A 15,141-nucleotide genomic window follows, 5' to 3' on the forward strand; every position below is an offset into this window, starting at 1 on the left:
GAAGGTGTGAAAATCGCTTTTCAAAATTTCGTTTGGTATAATTATGGACAATCTATGAGGGCTAAAAGGGGTTTTGATATGAGATCAAAAGTAGTAAAAGTAATTCTACTCATTACAATTGCATCTTTCTGTTTATTTGCATATGGCTTTGTTTCAGGTGTAAATGATGTATTAAATCCGAAAGCTTCAAATTTAATTAAAAAGACCGATGTAGTGGCAAAAGAGAAAGAGAAAACGGGAACGTTACAAATCGTTAGTTTAGGTGATTCATTAACGCGTGGCGTTGGTGATAAAGAAGGAATTGGCTATGTTGGGCGAATGAAAGAGGATTTACAAAAAGATTATAAGCAAAAAATTGCATTAACAAATTTAGCAGTTAGTGGTGCAAAAATGCCCGATTTATTAAAACAAATTGAAAGTAATGGCGCTCAATATTCAATTAAGCAAGCAGATGTAATCGTGTTAACGATTGGTGGGAATGATTTGTTCCCAGGCTGGGAATCGCTTGGGAAAATAGATTTAGAGACGTATCGTCCTGACACAGAAACGTTTCAAAATGAAGCAAAGAAAATTATAGAAGAAATTCGTAAATTAAATACAGATAGTCCGATTTTTTGGCTTGGTTTATACAATCCTTTTGAAGATGTAGAAGATTTAAAAGGGTCTTCAAACATTGTTGTGGACTGGAATGCATCTTTAGAGAAGTTAGCGCTAAACGATAAAAATGTATATATTACACCGACATTTGATTTATTCCAAAACCGTGGGAAAGATTTATTATACTCTGATCATTTTCATCCGAACGAAGTAGGTTATACGTATATGGCAGAACGTTTAGTTCAAAATGTTGTAAGTAAATTAAAACTAGAACAAGGAGGGGTAAAATGACGACGATACTTTCCGTACGAGATTTGAAGAAGGTAATTGGAAAGAAGACTCTTGTAGAGAATATTTCCTTTGATGTAAAGCAAGGAGAAGTGTTCGGGTTCTTAGGACCAAATGGTGCTGGAAAGACGACTACCATTCGAATGTTAGTCGGATTGATTAAGGCGACAGAAGGTACGATTTCTATTGGTGGTTATTCGATTAAGGAAAATTTCAGAGAAGCGATGCGTCAAATTGGGAGTATCGTTGAAAACCCAGAGTTGTATACATATTTAACGGGATGGGAAAATTTAAAGCAATTTGCTCGTATGTTAGGTGATATATCAGATGAACGTATTATTGAAATTGCTGAAATGGTTCATTTAGATGAAAGAATTCATGACAAGGTAAAAACGTACTCACTTGGTATGAAACAACGCCTTGGAATTGCGCAGGCGCTCCTTGGGAATCCAAAATTGCTCATATTAGATGAGCCAACGAATGGTTTAGATCCAGCAGGGATTAGAGAACTTAGGGAATTTATACATAAGCTTGTAAAAGAAGAAAATATGAGCGTGTTTATTTCAAGTCACTTGCTAAGTGAAGTGCAAATGATATGCGATCGCGTTGCTATTATTTATAAAGGAAAAATGATAACAGTTGCCAAGGTTGAAGAATTAATTAAAACAGCAAGTGATCGTGTAGAATGGATTGTTACACCAATTTCTAAGGCGAAAGATATGCTAGAAGCGGCCGAAGAAGTAAGGGAAGTGAGTGTAGAAGGCGATCGATTACTATGCCGCATGGATATTGCATCTATAAGTAGTTGGAATAAACACTTTGTCGAAAATGAAATAGATGTACATAGCGTTAAGGAGCTTGTATTTACGCTAGAAGATTTATTTATTGAACTCACAAGGGGTGAGCAGCATGCGTGAATTTGCGAATCTAGTTTTAAATGAATCAGAAAAGATTTACCGCAAGAAACGTATTTTTGTTGTCATGCTTATTTTAGCAATCTTGATCCCGCTTTTTGTGTATGCGCAGTATCGTGAAATAGAAACGACACAAAAAAGACTCGGTACAACTGATTGGAAGGTTTCATTGCAACAGCAAATTGTTGATTCTCAGAACCGGTTGAACAATTCTAGGTTGCCAGAAGAATGGCGTGATTGGTTAAAGGTAAGAGTTGAGCAACAACAATATTATTTAGATCATGATATTAATCCGATGGCACCGGGTGCACCGACTTTTGTCAGAGCATTTATTGAACAAGGAATTACATTATTTATTCCGCTTCTTGTAATGATTGTAGCCATTGATATCGTTTCAGGAGAACGAAGTGATGGGACGATGAAGATGTTACTTACGCGGCCAATTCGGCGTTGGAAAATACTCCTTAGTAAATACGTGACGATGTTATTTTTCATTTCGCTCATACTGTTTCTTGTAGGTTTGTTTGCTTACATATTATCAGGGCTTGTATTTGGATACTCGGGATGGAATTTACCTGTTTTAACAGGATTTGTTATTGATAAGGAAACGCTAAATACGAACTTTGTGCATCTTATTCCGCAGTGGCAATACATCTTAATGGCGTATGGACTAGCATGGTTTGTTGCTATCGTTGTCGGAACTATATCATTTATGGTCTCTGTTTTAATTCGTAATACACCAGCTGGTATGGGCGTTATGCTAGCTGCATTAATTGCAGGCGGTATTTTAAGCTCGTTCGCAACATCTTGGGAAGGCGCCAAATATATTTTTAGTGTGAATTTATCATTAACGGATTATTTATCAGGAAAATTACCTGCATTACAAGGTTTATCGATGGGATTTTCTTTGATGAATTTAACTGTTTGGGCAGTTGTTTCTCTTGTTATTTCGTTCGTAGTATTTACAAGACAGGATATGGTGAATTAATTAGACAGGAAGTGACAGTATGGAAAATGTTTTAAAGAATGATTGGGAGCCACTATTGGCACCAGAATTCGAGAAAGAGTATTATCTTACTCTATCCAGTTTTTTGACAGAAGAATACAGCACGCATGTTGTTTATCCGAAGGTAGAAGATATTTTTAACGCTCTTCAGTATACAAGTTATGAAAATACAAAGGTTGTTATTTTAGGACAAGATCCATATCATGGACCGAATCAAGCGCATGGTTTAAGCTTTTCTGTGCAACCTGGTGTTAAAACACCACCGTCATTGTTAAATATGTATAAAGAACTTCGAGATGAATATGGTTATGAAATCCCGAATAACGGTTATTTAGTAAAATGGGCGGAACAAGGAGTATTATTACTAAATACCGTATTAACAGTTCGTCAAGGCGAAGCAAATTCTCATAAGGGAAAAGGATGGGAGCACTTTACAGATCGTGTAATTGAACTGTTGAATGAACGTGAAAAGCCAGTTATTTTCATATTGTGGGGGCGCCATGCGCAGGCGAAGAAGAAGTTAATTACGAATCCGAATCATCATATTATCGAATCTGTACATCCAAGCCCATTATCGGCAAGACGTGGTTTCTTTGGTAGTAAGCCATATTCTAAAGTAAATACGATTTTAGCTAATATGGGCGAAAGAGAAATTGATTGGGAAATTCCAAATTTATAAATAGAAAAGGTAGTTAACAGTCGTTAACTACCTTTTTATTATTATTGTTGCTCGTTCTTTAATTTTGCATCTAGTACAAAAGTGCCAAATGGGATAACTGATGAAACAAATGCTCCAAGTGCCCATAAAATTGATTTACGGTGTACGATTGTTACTTGAATTACTGCAAAGATGAATAGAATAAATAGAACACCATGAGCCATGCCTGTAATTTTAACAGCTGTTGCAAATCCTGCGAAATATTTCAATGGCATTGCTACAAATAATAGTAATAGGAAAGAAATACCCTCAACTAGTCCAATTGCTCTTAATCGTCCGATTGGTGTAGATAACATAAAGTAGCCTCCTTTAACGTATGCTTGTATATAGTAAATTTGTATTCTTTTTCAAAATAAAATAGTCTATTTTGTTTCATTATATACAAAAAGAAAGTTTACACTACGAGAATAGTGCAAAGTTCAAAATATAGTCACAAAAGCATGAGAATTTAAATAAAAACCTATTTGAAGTATTTGACTTCAAATAGGTTTTGTGAATGAAAATATTAAACAAGTACATCCGTTTTTAAAACGAATTTCTCTACAACTTTTGCAACACCATCGTTCATATTTGTATCTGTTACGTAGTTTGCAATTTCTTTAATATCATCAGGTGCATTGCCCATTGCAACGCCAAGACCAGCAAATTCAATCATCGCTTGGTCGTTATAGCTATCGCCCATTGCGATAACTTCTTCACGCTTAATGCCAAGCTTTTGGATCAGTTTGTTTAAGCTCGTTCCTTTTGTAACACCAGCTTCAGTAAATTCTAAGAAGAATGGTTTCGAACGCATCACGCTTAATTGGCCTTCTAGCTGTTTTTGTAGTTTTTTTTCAACTTCAACAAGGCGTTCAGCTTCTTTATTCATTAATACTTTTACTACGGGCTCTTTAACTGCAGCTTTAAAGTCATCTACTACAACAATTGGCATACCAGTAATATCGCCCTCAATTTCAGTATAAGGATTATTTTCTTCCGTTACGATATCATCGCCCATATAAGTATGAATCCATACATCTTCAGTTTGACTAATTTCAAATAGGTTGTGAACGATTTCAGGAGATAGTGTACTACTAAAGATTTCTTCGTTTGTTTTACAGTTAATAATTTTTGCACCATTAAAAGATAAAATGAAACTGCCGTATTCTTCTAAACGAAGTTCTTTCGCTACATTGCGCATACCGAACGTTGGACGTCCAGAAGCAAGTACAACCTTTACGCCTTGCTCTTGTGCAGTCATTAACGCTTCTTTCGTACGAGGTGAAATAGTATGGTCATCACGTAATAAAGTATCATCTAAATCTAAAACAATCATTTTATAAGTCATATAGAAAATTCCTTTCTTTAATTGAAATCAAAATACATGTTCATGAAGAGATTGAGGAATAATAGTAAGACATCAAACCTCTTTGAAAAGAAGTAGATAAATTATTATGAGTGTGTTGCTCATAATATTGGTTAATAATCATTGGGGATGAATAAAACCCCAATGATTAAAGTTTGATTTTATCGTAACAACTCTAAAGGTAGAGTGCAATAATGGAAGTTTTCCAATTTAAGATATTTGTTTTGCTGTGGAACGAGAAAATAGTATTTCTAGCAAGATTGCCATTACAGATCCAAGAACGAGACCATTACTTAAAAACGATGCTAGAAATGGTGGAAGTGTGGAATATGCTCCTGCTGGAACAAACATAACTCCGACTCCTGTAAAGATTGAAAGACCGGCTACTTTAAATAATCGTTCTTTATCCTGGACAGTTTCGTATTCTCGAAAGGCGAGGCCAATCATGCTTGCGAATACAGGATAAATAGCGGCATAACCAACTGCAACAGGGATTGCTGCAAAGAATGAAGTAATCTTTGGAAATATACTAACGACAATAATAAAGCTTGACCCTAATATAAACGGGAGACGTTTATAAATATTAGTCGTTGCAATAAAACCTGCTGATCCAGAAATAGCGACAGGCCCAATAGCTGAAAATAGGCCGCCTAGCAATTGGTTGATTCCTGTTATAATGCCAGCTTGTTTAAAACGATCTGATGCAGCGTTTTCTTCATATTTAGAGACAACCTTTTGTACAACGCGAATACTTGCTAACATATTTGTTAGAAGTAAGAGCGTAACGAAAATGACCGTAATTACCATGTTCCATTCAACACGAGGCATTCCGAAAACAAATAAGGATGGAAAACGGATTATGTCTGTCACTGGTGTTATTGGATTAGATAATCCGAAGCATGCGAATAATATCCAGCCACATACGATACTGAAAAGAACGGAATATTGTCCAATAATAGGTAGCTTCATGATGAAAAAGGATAGTAAAATAACAATGAGTGAAAGAATAAATACGTTAGGTTGTACTTCTGTATGTTTTCCATCAAGGCCAAACATTCCCTTTAAGAAGGAGCCACTAAGCTGCGCGACAAGAAGAAATAAATACGTTCCAATGACTGTCGGTGTAAAATAGCGAACGAGTTTATCAATAAGTCCAAAAACGCTAAGAATAATACAAATAATACCACTTAATAAGAAAGCATATTGAAGAACTTTAAGTGTCTCATTATTTGATCCAAATAGTACGACGCCTAAACTTGCGTAAAGGGAGAAAATTCCCCACCAAAGGCCAGCAGGACCTTCTTGAATAGGAAGTTTATGCCCAAATATAGCTTGCAAGAGACCAGCAAAACCTAGAACAAATAATGTTCTTTGTACAAATGCGATGGCTTCAGCGCCATTAAGACCATAACTAGTTGCGACACTAATTGGTACAATAAGGCTTCCAGCTAAAATAAATAGTGCCCATTGTAAGGCGGAAAGAAATGTCTTCATTATATCAACCTCTTTCATAGATTCCGTATCTAGTATATACGTATTTTATTTCCACTGGCAAAGATTGTAGATAGAGAAAAGAGTTGAAACACAGTATGAATGCACGTAAGCAATTATGGATAGCAGTTATATGTATGACTGTTGTTGTAATTCTAGGAACGATAGGATTTATGACGATTGAAGAGATTAGTTTGTTTCAAGCATTTTGGATGACAATGATTACTGTATTGACTGTTGGATACGGAGATGCCGTTCCTGTAACGCAAACGGGGAAAGTATTTGCGCTTCTTATTATTCCTGTTGGCGTAGGTATTGTTACGTATGCAATTGGGGTAGTGGCAGCTATGATTATTGAAGGGAATTTATTTCATGCAGTATGGAGGAAGAAGATGGATAAACAAATAGCGCAGTTGAAAAATCATATTATAGTATGTGGTTGCGGTAGAGTGGGGCTTCAAGTTGTACATGAATTGCAAGAAAAGAATATTCCATTTGTCGTTGTTGATAAAGATGAAAGTATATTGGAGCAGGAAAAGCTTTTATTTGTACATGGAGATGCAACGGAAGATCAAGTATTACATAATGCCGGAATTTTAAAAGCAGCTGGTTTAGTTGCTATTGTTGCAAATGATGCCGAAAATGTATTTATTACATTAACAGCAAGAGGGTTAAACGATACGATTAAAATTGTGGCGAGATCTGAAAAGCCAGAAACTGAAGAGAAATTAAGGCGTGCTGGTGCAAATAAGGTTATTAATCCATCTAGTATGGCGGGTATTCATATCGCAAAAGGTATTGCAAATCCATTAACCGTTCATTATATTGATACAGTGTTGTATGGAGTAGAACAGTCATTTGTCATTGAAGAAATTCTAGTTGGAAAAGATTCAATATTAGTTGGTAAATCGTTACTAGAGAGTAATGTAAGGAATCAGTTTGATGTAACAATATTAGCGATTTCAAGAAATGGGAATATTATACATAATCCGGCAGGGCAGGAAAAATTGAAAGAACGTGATATGATAATATTATTTGGTTCAGTAGAAAAATTGGGACAATTCGAGAAAGAATTACAAAGTACGAGGTGATAAGGAATGCAAATATCTAGCGACAAGATTTTAAATAAAATGGCGAATGAAATTGCGAAGGCAAAAAGTAGTGAAGGACAAAAGTCAAAAGAACATTTATTAGTTGTGCGTGCTTTATGTGACTTATTATTAGATGAACAAGTTGAAACATCTACATATAGAGAACCGAAAATTCAATCGCAAGTAATTGGATCACAGCCAGTAACAACTATGCAACCAATTGCACCTGTGTCTGGGGAGCCAGTATATATAAAAGAAAGTGATGCAAACGGTAATTCTTTATTTGATTTTTAGAAGATAAATCGTTTGGCTTATATGCAAAAATTGCTTATGATAAAGGTAAAAAAGGGGAATTAAGATGAAAATTTTCTTTTTACTAGGTTGTATTGCAGCGGGGCTATCTGTTGCGTTAGGGGCCTTTGGAGCACACGGTTTAGAAAATAAAATTTCTGCAAAAATGTTAGAAGTTTGGAAAACAGGCGTTACATATCAAATGTTTCATGCAGGTGGACTATTCGTAGTTGCTTTATTGATGGATAAGGTTCAATCATCACTTTTAACTACTGCTGGTTGGCTAATGGTAGCTGGAATTATTATGTTCTCAGGTAGTTTGTATGCATTAAGTACGACAGGCATTAAGTTCTTTGGTCCAATTACACCTCTTGGTGGTGTAGCGTTTATTGTGGCGTGGATTCTAGTAGGGACTGCAGTTGTAAAAGGATTATAAAAAAACAAAAGCTGGCATTTGCCAGCTTTTTTTATGGTCTTGGAGTATAAGTTGCTTGTTGACTAGGTAAATACGTAATTTCTTCTGGAAACTCTACGTAATCTAAGTAGATCATTAGTAGTAAATAGCGTTTTCCTGATTGCGGTTCACTAATAACAATATGGTCACGGCCAGCTGCTTCAATAATACCTGTATAAGATTGTGTACCAAGGGAACTGCCACGTTCATAAGTCATTACAACCGTAGCTTGCTTACCTTTGTTTAAACGAAGGATATTTTCAATATAGGATTGCTCTAGAGGTAACATGCCTTGAGAAATTGCATATTGAGCTTGCGCAGCTTGAGCTGTTTGTTGTTGCATCGCTTGCTGCTGTTGTTGAGTCATTTGTTGCGGTTGTACATAAGTTCCAGATGGTTGATAAAAACCTGTTCCATAGTACGGATTTTGTTGCTGTGCCATTCAAAAATCCCTCCTCATTTTTATTCCTTAATATACGCTAGGGCAGTCTCCAGCAGATGGCTGGAAGAAGCAGTGCTTTTTAAAGCGACCAGAGTTTTGTTGGTTATACCAAGTCGGTGGACATGCCCCTTCAGGTCTAAAGAACCATAAGGCAAAGTTGGCAGGCCAAAAACGTTGCCCTTGAATGGTCCGTCTTGCTAGGGCAATATCTTGTTCACGTGCCCGTTGATAAAAGTATCCTTTTTGCGTTGCTTCAAAACCGCCGGGGTTTTGATAAACCATTTGACGTAAATTACGAATGCTTTTAAAGTCTAAACAATTTCCGCGGACACGATTTACCCCAACGTTTCCGACCATTAACATTCCTTGTTGTCCTTCTCCTTCGGCTTCAGCACGCATCAGTCTAGCTAACAACTTTACATCTTCTTCGTTATAAGCAATAACTCCCATTATGTGTCACCTCTCTTTTTGGAATACCTTTTGGAAAGAGGTTTATCTCTAGATGAAGTGTGTAACAATTACTAGTTCATACGTATGAGGAAAAGGGCTCAGATATGACAACCAAACGAAGTTTTACATTGAGAGCGGAAAATAAAAAAAGCTAGCGTGAGCCAGCTTTTTTATTAAAAAACTTTAGACCATAAGTTTGAGGAGAAATCACCAATAGAGCGCATTGTTAACACAAACCAATTTGCTTTTTCAACTTCCTCTGTCGTTTTTGCAGTAACTTTCATACTTTTACTACCGTCTAAGAAACCATATTTATCAGTTGATTCTAAAGTAATTGAGCCTACTTTGGCATCTTTCTTAATAGGAGCAACTAAATGTCCATCTTCAGCAAGAGATTTATCTAATTCAGTCCCAATTTTATAAGGTTCTTTGCTACCTTTTTTCGCAATTACTGTTATTTCTTTTTCGGGTGCAACAGTTACTTGGTCTTCTTTCCCTTTTACTACAGAGATTGTATTGTTCTTATTAACTTTTAGTTTTTGTTTTTCAAAGTTATTAAATCCATATTCGATTAATTCACGAGATTCTGTGAAACGTTCATCCATTGATTTTGTTTTAATAATAACCGAGATAAGACGTACATCACCACGTTTAGCAGTAATAGTAAATCCGTATCCAGCTGTATCAGAACTTCCAGTTTTTAAACCATCAGTACCTTCATAAGCGAAAGCAGCTCCTGGTAACATCCAATTCCAGTTTTCCATACGAATTGGTTTTGGGTGATTGTCTGGGAAGTTTCTAAATCTTTGTTTTGTATCCTCTAGCATTTCTGGATACTTTGTAATCATTGCTTTTGAAAGCATACCCATATCACGAGCTGACATAGAGTTTTCTGCATTTGGATCAGTACCCTCAGGATGTTTTCCTTTTAAGTCAGCGTTATTTAAGCCCGTAGCGTTTACAAATTTATATTTCTTTAATCCTAGCTTTTTAGCATGTTCATTTGCAAGATTTAAGAAGTTTTTCTCACTTCCTGCAAGAAGTTCTGCTAAAGCGATACTAGATCCATTTGCAGAAAATATAACAATAGAATGATATAATTCTTTTACAGTATATTGACGTCCTTTTTCGAACGGTACATTAGAGAATTCATTATTACGAGAGACTTCATAAGCGTAATCAGAAATATTTACTTTCGTATCCCATGTGATTTTTCCTTCTTTAATTGCTTCTAAAACAGCGTAAACAACAATTAATTTCGACATACTAGCAATAGCTAGCAATTCATCGGGATTTTGCTCGTGAAGTATTTTTCCTGTATCTGCATCAAATAAAAGTGCAGCGGCTGCCTCAATATGTATTTTTTCTTCCGCATGGGATGTTGTTACTCCTAAGGAAGAAATTGACAATACAAGCAATAGTAAAATAGACAAAATTTTTTTCATATAGATTATCACCTTCGCATCGTTATTTAGCATATAGCTCGTATCATTTTAGCATATCTTTACATATAAAAAGGTTACAATTTTACAATAAATTTGAAAAAATGTCGGTTTTTCTTCAAAAGTGCAGAAAAAAGGGGATTTTTGAGGATAAATATAGAGAAGAATAAAAAAAGGAACGAATTTCGTTCCTTTTCACCATTTATATGTGTAAAAATTTCTCTACTTTTTCGTCTGGTAAAATGTTTCCAACGAAGAATGTTCCAAATTCACCATAACGAGCACTTACTTCATCGAAGCGCATTTCATATATAAGTTTTTTAAATTGAAGAACATCGTCAGCGAATAATGTTACGCCCCATTCGAAATCGTCGAATCCAACAGATCCTGAAATCACTTGGCGTACTTTACCTGCGTATTGACGGCCAATTTTACTATGACTGTACATCATTTTTTTACGCTCTTCCATAGGAAGCATGTACCAGTTGTCATCACCTTGGCGACGCTTATCCATTGGATAGAAGCAAATATGATTTGCTTTCGGCAATTCAGGATATAAGCGAGCTAAAATTTGCGGGTTTTGGTATGGATCCTCATCAGCTGGAAGATAGTTGCTTAATTCAACAACAGATACGTAAGAATATGCAGGAACCATATATTCAGCTAAAGTTGTTTTATTCAATTCTGTCTCAATTTCATTTAACTCTTCCATTGTTGGACGTAAAATCATAAGCATAATATCAGCTTTTTGGCCAACAACTGTATACATTGCGTGACTACCTTTTTTCGCAGTAGCTACTTCGTTCCATTTTTCAACGACATTTAAAAATTCAGACACTGCTTGTCCGCGTTCGTCGCTAGATAATGTTTTCCATGCAGCCCAATCAATAGAACGTAAATCATGTAAACAATACCAGCCATCTAACGTTGTTGTTGCTTCACTCATTCTATTCACCTCAGTTAATGATAGTTTTACACGTTAACTATAGCATATATAGTTTTAAAATCATCTATATAAAACCTTGGCGCATAAAATTGTCACATTTAAGTGTTTAAGCAAGGTGAATTTAACGGCTGAATTTTATGAAAATATAATCATTTTTATTTTATCTATTTTTTGGGAGCTATAAGTTTAAAATATAGAAGAAAAGCAGTATTCTTAAAGATAGAGTTTTTTTAACATATGTAGGAGGGTTTATTCGTGAGCAACTTATTTACAACAGTAAAAGAAAAAGTTCAAGGAAAAGGCATTTCTATCGTACTTCCTGAAGGAACTGATGAAAGAATTTTAGGCGCTGCAGAGCGTTTAGCAAAAGAAGAGTTAGTAAAACCAATCTTAGTTGGTAATAGAGAAGAAATTAGCGCAAAAGCTGCTAGCATGAATTTAACATTAGCAGGCGTTGATATTTACGACCCAGCTACATACGAAGAAATGGATGCAATGGTAGCATCTTTCGTTGAACGCCGTAAAGGTAAAGCAACTGAAGAAGACGCTCGCAAAATCCTTAAAGACGAAAACTACTTCGGTACAATGCTTGTATACATGGGCAAAGCACACGGTCTAGTAAGTGGTGCAGCTCACTCTACAGCTGATACAGTTCGTCCAGCACTTCAAATTATTAAAACAAAACCAGGCGTTACAAAAACTTCTGGCGTATTCATCATGGTACGTGAAGAAGAGAAATATGTATTCGCTGATTGCGCAATTAACATTGCACCAAACAGCCAAGATTTAGCTGAAATCGGTATCGAAAGTGCGAAAACTGCTGAGTTATTCGGCATTGATCCACGCGTTGCTATGTTAAGCTTCTCTACAAAAGGTTCTGCGAAATCTCCAGAAACAGAAAAAGTTGTAGAAGCAACTCGCATTGCAAAAGAAATGGCTCCTGAGTTAACTTTAGATGGAGAATTCCAATTCGATGCTGCATTCGTACCATCTGTAGCTGAGAAAAAAGCTCCAGGTTCTACAATTAAAGGTGATGCTAACGTATTCGTATTCCCAAGCTTAGAAGCTGGTAATATCGGCTACAAAATCGCTCAACGTTTAGGTAACTTCGAAGCAGTAGGACCAATCTTACAAGGCTTAAACATGCCTGTAAATGACCTATCTCGTGGATGTAACGAGGAAGAAGTGTACAAGTTAGCTTTAATTACAGCAGCTCAAGCACTTTAATTCTATAATGAATTGAAATAAAGACCGTCGCTATTATAGCGACGGTCTTTATTTTTGTAAACCAAGTGCTTTATTATTACGATCAATAATACGTTGTAAATTCGTCTCATATAAAGGAATCTCATCTATTGTTAATTGAGATGGTGTTAACTTTGGAGCGAATTGCTGCAATGTTTTTAAAAGACGCATCATTAAATCTTGTACTGTAATGGTTTCACCAAGTAATTCTGAGAGTGAGGCCATCGTACTTGGTACAATTTCAGGGTACGTAAAGCGTGTTTCTTCCCCTTGAATTGCTAGGTTGTAGAAATCACGAACGAGTGCGGCACGCTCAGAGCCACTTCCGGTAGCGCAGAGATAGATTTGGACAGCGACACCTCCGCGAATACGACGTTGTGAAATACCAGCGAATTTTTGATCGCGAATACTTAAGTCATAACTACCAGGACAGTAAGAGCCGACAATTTCTTTTGCCTCGATAGTAACGTCGTAATCCTTTAACATCTCCTTAATCAAATGCCACATTGTATCGTATCCAAGGTCAATATCGATACCTTTTTCTGTTTCTTGGAATAAAAGTGATACGTTTAAAACACCTTCATCAAGCACGACCGCAAGCCCGCCAGAATTACGGACAATAACATTGAAGTTGTTTTGTTTTAAAAAAGAAATACCTTCTTCTAAATGCGGAAGGCGTGAATCTTGAATGCCAAGGACAATTGTATTGTGATGAACCCATGAACGCATTGTTGCCGCTGACTTGCCATTTCCAATGCTTGTGCATAATGTGTCATCCATTGCGAATGACTGAAGTGCATGGAATGTTGGTCCTAAACTAGATTGATCTACAATGCGCCACTCTGGCTGAGATAAAATGGAACGGGAATTGCTCATATAACTAACCCCTTATCTTTAAAATGACAATCTCTATTATAGCAAAAAATGAAGAATGGAGTTTTCTCACATATAAAGGGGGAGCTTATAGGTGAAATAATAAAAAGGATGCATTACATGCATCCTTTTTATTCTGCAATTTTTTCTAAATTACCGTTTCGGTCCATTCGGAAAGATGTTTGAGAACGTTCTTCGTCATCCATGACTGCCAATTTACGAGCTCGGTTCATAATGTTCATAAGTGTTTCGTAATCTTCTTGTACAGTATGAGATTGCTTTTCTAATTTTTCTAGTTTCTTTTCTAGTTCCTCATTCCGAAGGATTTGTGCTTTAATTTCTTGTTTCAATCTCGTATTCTCGTTTTCAAGAGCTGTCACTTTTATATTTGAAGATCCGACTGTTTGTAAAAAATAAATAACATCTTGCATTGTTATAGAGCTTCTTGCAGCAGGAGCAGTAGATTCTTGATATGGAATAGCTTCTTTATATTGTACGATTGATTCTTCTTGTACTAATTCTTCATAATCAGTTATCGAATCTGAAGCTGGTGGTGTATAAAGTAAACGTTTTTTCGCTTGTTCACCGCTTGCAGCACGCATTTTATCTTTACGATGTTTTTTTGCTAGTTGAAGAGCTTGTTCATAGCTATAGCGAACAACAGCATTCCAGCGGAAACCACAAGCAGCAGATGTACGATTTAACTGATCCCCTACTTCCTCAAATGCATTTAATTGCGTACTTCCTTCTCTAACATGACGAAGTACCGTTTCAGCAAGTAATAAATCATCCTCATCTGTCCAAGCATCTTGTCTTACTTTCATAGATTCAACTCCCTTTCTTTTTATGAACTTCCTATTTTTATAATGGGCAAAAAAATAAACTTTTATACAAAGCTTTTAAAAATATGGTAGATTTCGATGAAAGGTAAAAATTTTCCCATGAATGGTGAGCGCTTCTGTAGGAGAGCATATAAAATATGTAGCATTATGTAGAGAATAGGCTTTGTAGGGAAACTTGCAACGAGCTTCAAAGAGCGGTAAAATACCATTTAGTGTTTATTTTTAAACGTACTTGAGAAAAGTTTAAAATAGAGGAAGTGTTATATAATGGGAAACGAGTTTCGCGTGTGCGATGACTGTCAGGCAACGAACGTTAAAACGTTAGTTCCGAAGTTAAAAAAAGTAGATTCATGTGCAACGATTGAAGTTGGATGTCAGTCTTACTGTGGTCCTGGTCGTAAAAAATCATTCGCATTTGTAAATAACCGTCCAGTTGCGGCTCCAACAGAAGATGAGTTAATCGCAAAAATTGAAGCAAAGTTAAATAAGTAAGAAAAAGAAGAGTGAAAAGATTACTCTTCTTTTTTATGCCCATAAGAGGAATAATTTATTCTGCGAAAGTACTCTCGTATGGACGAACGTTTTCTAAAGGATAGACACAACTTTTGTATTAAAATTCCAATTTGTATAAATTTATATTTCAAAATAATGGTTGACAGTCTTTTAAAGCGATAGGTAGAATAGAAGTGTCTGATTCTGAGAATCA

General features: G+C 35.9%; 18 protein-coding genes. 9 read left to right on the forward strand and 9 right to left on the reverse strand.

Annotated elements, in window-relative coordinates; genetic code table 11:
- Positions 1–6 precede the first annotated feature (6 nt).
- The 4 genes from QO049_RS00480 to QO049_RS00495 are packed head-to-tail and all read left to right on the forward strand — an operon-like array spanning position 7 to position 3,484.
- On the forward strand, positions 7–888 hold the full coding sequence (locus QO049_RS00480) for an SGNH/GDSL hydrolase family protein (protein WP_246961679.1): 882 nt from the start codon (positions 7–9) through the stop codon (positions 886–888).
- Entirely contained in the window at positions 885–1,802 is a 918-nt protein-coding gene (locus QO049_RS00485) for an ABC transporter ATP-binding protein (protein WP_284489082.1), read from the forward strand. The genes QO049_RS00480 and QO049_RS00485 overlap by 4 nt, the downstream gene beginning before the upstream one ends.
- Positions 1,795–2,787, forward strand: coding sequence for an ABC transporter permease subunit (locus QO049_RS00490; protein WP_001206477.1), 993 nt, complete (start codon positions 1,795–1,797; stop codon positions 2,785–2,787). The genes QO049_RS00485 and QO049_RS00490 overlap by 8 nt, the downstream gene beginning before the upstream one ends.
- A 19-nt stretch (positions 2,788–2,806) precedes the next feature.
- Complete coding sequence (locus tag QO049_RS00495; protein ID WP_000432520.1) at positions 2,807–3,484, forward strand: uracil-DNA glycosylase; 678 nt, start codon at positions 2,807–2,809, stop codon at positions 3,482–3,484.
- A gap of 41 nt (positions 3,485–3,525) precedes the next feature.
- Here QO049_RS00495 and QO049_RS00500 read toward each other — a convergent pair whose 3' ends face one another.
- The 3 genes from QO049_RS00500 to QO049_RS00510 form a co-directional block, all read right to left on the reverse strand.
- On the reverse strand, positions 3,526–3,819 hold the full coding sequence (locus QO049_RS00500) for a DUF3817 domain-containing protein (RefSeq protein ID WP_000953396.1): 294 nt from the start codon (positions 3,817–3,819) through the stop codon (positions 3,526–3,528).
- A 209-nt stretch (positions 3,820–4,028) separates the two neighbouring features.
- Positions 4,029–4,850, reverse strand: a complete 822-nt coding sequence (locus QO049_RS00505; protein WP_000221395.1) for a Cof-type HAD-IIB family hydrolase — start codon at positions 4,848–4,850, stop codon at positions 4,029–4,031.
- Positions 4,851–5,078: 228 nt separating this feature from the next.
- Positions 5,079–6,362, reverse strand: a complete 1,284-nt coding sequence (locus QO049_RS00510; RefSeq protein WP_000847044.1) for a purine/pyrimidine permease — start codon at positions 6,360–6,362, stop codon at positions 5,079–5,081.
- Positions 6,363–6,457: 95 nt separating this feature from the next.
- Here QO049_RS00510 and QO049_RS00515 point away from each other — a divergent pair, with 95 nt between their 5' ends.
- The 3 genes from QO049_RS00515 (at position 6,458) to QO049_RS00525 (ending at position 8,177) form a co-directional block, all read left to right on the forward strand.
- Positions 6,458–7,450, forward strand: a complete 993-nt coding sequence (locus tag QO049_RS00515) for a potassium channel family protein (protein WP_284489083.1) — start codon at positions 6,458–6,460, stop codon at positions 7,448–7,450.
- A gap of 6 nt (positions 7,451–7,456) precedes the next feature.
- Positions 7,457–7,744: a YwdI family protein gene (locus tag QO049_RS00520; protein WP_001167349.1), complete on the forward strand. Its 288-nt coding sequence runs from the start codon at positions 7,457–7,459 to the stop codon at positions 7,742–7,744.
- Positions 7,745–7,808: 64 nt separating this feature from the next.
- Positions 7,809–8,177, forward strand: a complete 369-nt coding sequence (locus QO049_RS00525) for a DUF423 domain-containing protein (protein ID WP_000688315.1) — start codon at positions 7,809–7,811, stop codon at positions 8,175–8,177.
- A 31-nt stretch (positions 8,178–8,208) separates the two neighbouring features.
- Here the strand turns inward: QO049_RS00525 and gerQ are convergent, their stop codons facing one another.
- The 4 genes from gerQ to hemQ form a co-directional block, all read right to left on the reverse strand.
- Positions 8,209–8,637 (reverse strand): spore coat protein GerQ, encoded by a 429-nt coding sequence (gene gerQ, locus QO049_RS00530; protein ID WP_000068652.1) that lies wholly within the window; start codon positions 8,635–8,637, stop codon positions 8,209–8,211.
- A gap of 27 nt (positions 8,638–8,664) precedes the next feature.
- On the reverse strand, positions 8,665–9,087 hold the full coding sequence (gene cwlJ / locus QO049_RS00535) for a cell wall hydrolase CwlJ (protein WP_000538167.1): 423 nt from the start codon (positions 9,085–9,087) through the stop codon (positions 8,665–8,667).
- 173 nt (positions 9,088–9,260) lie between these two features.
- Complete coding sequence (locus QO049_RS00540; RefSeq protein WP_246961675.1) at positions 9,261–10,532, reverse strand: serine hydrolase; 1,272 nt, start codon at positions 10,530–10,532, stop codon at positions 9,261–9,263.
- A gap of 199 nt (positions 10,533–10,731) precedes the next feature.
- Positions 10,732–11,475 (reverse strand): hydrogen peroxide-dependent heme synthase, encoded by a 744-nt coding sequence (gene hemQ, locus QO049_RS00545; RefSeq protein WP_001287595.1) that lies wholly within the window; start codon positions 11,473–11,475, stop codon positions 10,732–10,734.
- A 255-nt stretch (positions 11,476–11,730) separates the two neighbouring features.
- Here hemQ and pta point away from each other — a divergent pair, with 255 nt between their 5' ends.
- Positions 11,731–12,702: a phosphate acetyltransferase gene (gene pta / locus QO049_RS00550; protein WP_000067225.1), complete on the forward strand. Its 972-nt coding sequence runs from the start codon at positions 11,731–11,733 to the stop codon at positions 12,700–12,702.
- 48 nt (positions 12,703–12,750) lie between these two features.
- Here the strand turns inward: pta and lipL are convergent, their stop codons facing one another.
- Both lipL and QO049_RS00560 read right to left on the reverse strand, forming a co-directional pair.
- Complete coding sequence (lipL, locus tag QO049_RS00555) at positions 12,751–13,596, reverse strand: octanoyl-[GcvH]:protein N-octanoyltransferase (RefSeq protein ID WP_097998545.1); 846 nt, start codon at positions 13,594–13,596, stop codon at positions 12,751–12,753.
- Between the two features lie 128 nt (positions 13,597–13,724).
- Positions 13,725–14,417: an RsfA family transcriptional regulator gene (locus QO049_RS00560; protein ID WP_246961672.1), complete on the reverse strand. Its 693-nt coding sequence runs from the start codon at positions 14,415–14,417 to the stop codon at positions 13,725–13,727.
- 285 nt (positions 14,418–14,702) lie between these two features.
- Here QO049_RS00560 and QO049_RS00565 point away from each other — a divergent pair, with 285 nt between their 5' ends.
- Entirely contained in the window at positions 14,703–14,927 is a 225-nt protein-coding gene (locus tag QO049_RS00565) for a YuzB family protein (protein WP_000526078.1), read from the forward strand.
- Positions 14,928–15,141 lie beyond the last annotated feature (214 nt).

This window comes from Bacillus sp. RB3, from assembly GCF_030164735.1.
In the GTDB taxonomy this organism is placed as follows: Bacteria; Bacillota; Bacilli; order Bacillales; family Bacillaceae_G; genus Bacillus_A; species Bacillus_A cereus.

Bases quoted from the DNA above. Each gene is read 5' to 3' on its own strand.
- QO049_RS00560 (WP_246961672.1), bottom strand. From the start codon at position 14,417: ATGAAAGTAAGACAAGATGCTTGGACAGATGAGGATGATTTATTACTT.
- QO049_RS00505 (WP_000221395.1), bottom strand. From the start codon at position 4,850: ATGACTTATAAAATGATTGTTTTAGATTTAGATGATACTTTATTACGT.
- gerQ (WP_000068652.1), bottom strand. From the start codon at position 8,637: ATGGCACAGCAACAAAATCCGTACTATGGAACAGGTTTTTATCAACCA.
- QO049_RS00495 (WP_000432520.1), top strand. From the start codon at position 2,807: ATGGAAAATGTTTTAAAGAATGATTGGGAGCCACTATTGGCACCAGAA.
- QO049_RS00520 (WP_001167349.1), top strand. From the start codon at position 7,457: ATGCAAATATCTAGCGACAAGATTTTAAATAAAATGGCGAATGAAATT.
- QO049_RS00510 (WP_000847044.1), bottom strand. From the start codon at position 6,362: ATGAAGACATTTCTTTCCGCCTTACAATGGGCACTATTTATTTTAGCT.
- QO049_RS00485 (WP_284489082.1), top strand. From the start codon at position 885: ATGACGACGATACTTTCCGTACGAGATTTGAAGAAGGTAATTGGAAAG.
- QO049_RS00540 (WP_246961675.1), bottom strand. From the start codon at position 10,532: ATGAAAAAAATTTTGTCTATTTTACTATTGCTTGTATTGTCAATTTCT.
- hemQ (WP_001287595.1), bottom strand. From the start codon at position 11,475: ATGAGTGAAGCAACAACAACGTTAGATGGCTGGTATTGTTTACATGAT.
- QO049_RS00490 (WP_001206477.1), top strand. From the start codon at position 1,795: ATGCGTGAATTTGCGAATCTAGTTTTAAATGAATCAGAAAAGATTTAC.
- QO049_RS00565 (WP_000526078.1), top strand. From the start codon at position 14,703: ATGGGAAACGAGTTTCGCGTGTGCGATGACTGTCAGGCAACGAACGTT.
- lipL (WP_097998545.1), bottom strand. From the start codon at position 13,596: ATGAGCAATTCCCGTTCCATTTTATCTCAGCCAGAGTGGCGCATTGTA.
- cwlJ (WP_000538167.1), bottom strand. From the start codon at position 9,087: ATGGGAGTTATTGCTTATAACGAAGAAGATGTAAAGTTGTTAGCTAGA.
- QO049_RS00525 (WP_000688315.1), top strand. From the start codon at position 7,809: ATGAAAATTTTCTTTTTACTAGGTTGTATTGCAGCGGGGCTATCTGTT.
- QO049_RS00500 (WP_000953396.1), bottom strand. From the start codon at position 3,819: ATGTTATCTACACCAATCGGACGATTAAGAGCAATTGGACTAGTTGAG.
- QO049_RS00515 (WP_284489083.1), top strand. From the start codon at position 6,458: ATGAATGCACGTAAGCAATTATGGATAGCAGTTATATGTATGACTGTT.